The 1,175-nt window shown below is 54.1% G+C and carries 2 protein-coding genes and 2 pseudogenes; 3 read left to right on the top strand and 1 reads right to left on the bottom strand.

All coding sequences use genetic code 11. The features are described 5' to 3' along the window. From Q363_RS47335 to Q363_RS39750, 3 genes and pseudogenes are all read left to right on the top strand, one after another. A partial coding sequence (locus tag Q363_RS47335; protein ID WP_425387821.1) for a hypothetical protein occupies positions 1 to 218 on the top strand: 218 nt, incomplete at its 5' end. Continuing rightward, positions 197 to 253, top strand: a pseudogene (locus Q363_RS47330) (hypothetical protein); the annotation flags it as partial. The gene Q363_RS47335 and the pseudogene Q363_RS47330, both read left to right, overlap by 22 nt. 50 nt (positions 254 to 303) lie before the next feature. Further along, positions 304 to 429, top strand: a pseudogene (locus tag Q363_RS39750) (transposase domain-containing protein); the annotation flags it as partial. A 394-nt stretch (positions 430 to 823) separates the two neighbouring features. On the opposite strand, the gene Q363_RS31700 reads toward Q363_RS39750, so the two are convergent. Then, positions 824 to 1,175: sensor histidine kinase (locus Q363_RS31700; protein ID WP_035358787.1), on the bottom strand; the 352-nt coding region annotated here is incomplete at its 5' end.

Here is a 1,175-nt window from a genome sequence, read left to right as displayed (position 1 = left end):
AGCTTACCGCCTTGTCGGCTCAGGGCAGAATCGCTTTTCGAATTGGTTACTCTCTTGGAACACCTGACAGGCAAGGAGGAAAAATGTTGACAGGGATTAATTTGATTGCATTACTATCAGACCGGTTATCTGCGTGGTCTGATGAATATTCAAAAAAGGACCCGCTTCCGCACTATGGAAGCGCCGCAACGCTCTTGTGCGCCAGTTGCCGCCGCTGAAATCGATTTTGCGAGGCTCCCTTATCGAGCGTTACAAACGGTGCGGCAAGCCGGGATGCAAGTGCGCCGACGGTCCCGGACACGGACAGCCAAGCTCAACGGCCTCGATCCGGAGATTTATCTCCACCACGTGCTCGAACGCATCGCCGACCATCCCATCACACGGATCGCTGAGTTGTTTCCATGGAACGTCACCATCAACCGCCTATGATCACGCCTCAAGCATAAATGATGTCCACCTAAATTAGGTGGACACCTCTTTGAGACACTCTCCTCCACCAACACACTCACAACAACCGCCCAAGATCAAGCGCTTACTATGAACCAGCACATCAAGAGAGTGCAAGGCGCCACTCTGCCACTGACGTTCGGCTCGTTACTGCGATCGCAACGTGATACTCGATGCGACGGATTGCAAACGATACACCATCTTCAACATCCGGAAAACTTCCGCGAAAGTCCGCGGTAGGAGCTGAGGTTTGGATTTTCCTCGCAGCGATCTTAGTGGCGCAAATGAATCTCGGTACTTCGATTCAATGGGTGGGAGAACGGTGGTGCAAGCGAAAGCTTTCACCTCTGGCAAAGAGAATACCCGATACTCGAAATCATATTGCCGCAGACACTTCAACAACTGCGGTTGGCAGAGTGAAATGAAACGTCGCGCCTCGTCCGTCGTGGGATGTGGCCCACAAACGGCCACCATGCGATTCCACGATGGAATGGCTGATCGCCAACCCCATGCCGCTGCCTTGAGGTTTAGTGGTGAAGAAGGCATTGAAGATCTCGTGCGCACTTCCGGCCGGCAATCCTACTCCGGTGTCGCTGACTGAGATCAGCACCTGACCGCACTCGCCTCGTCCCGTCTTGACCGTGAGCACTCCGCCGGTCTCCTTCATCGCCTCGATACCATTGAGCATGAGGTTCATCAGTACCTGCTGCAGTTGCACCCGGTCCGCC

Origin of the sequence: Edaphobacter aggregans DSM 19364 (assembly GCF_000745965.1) — a bacterium.
In the GTDB taxonomy this organism is placed as follows: Bacteria; Acidobacteriota; Terriglobia; order Terriglobales; family Acidobacteriaceae; genus Edaphobacter; species Edaphobacter aggregans.
This window is presented reverse-complemented; position numbering and strand designations above follow the sequence as displayed.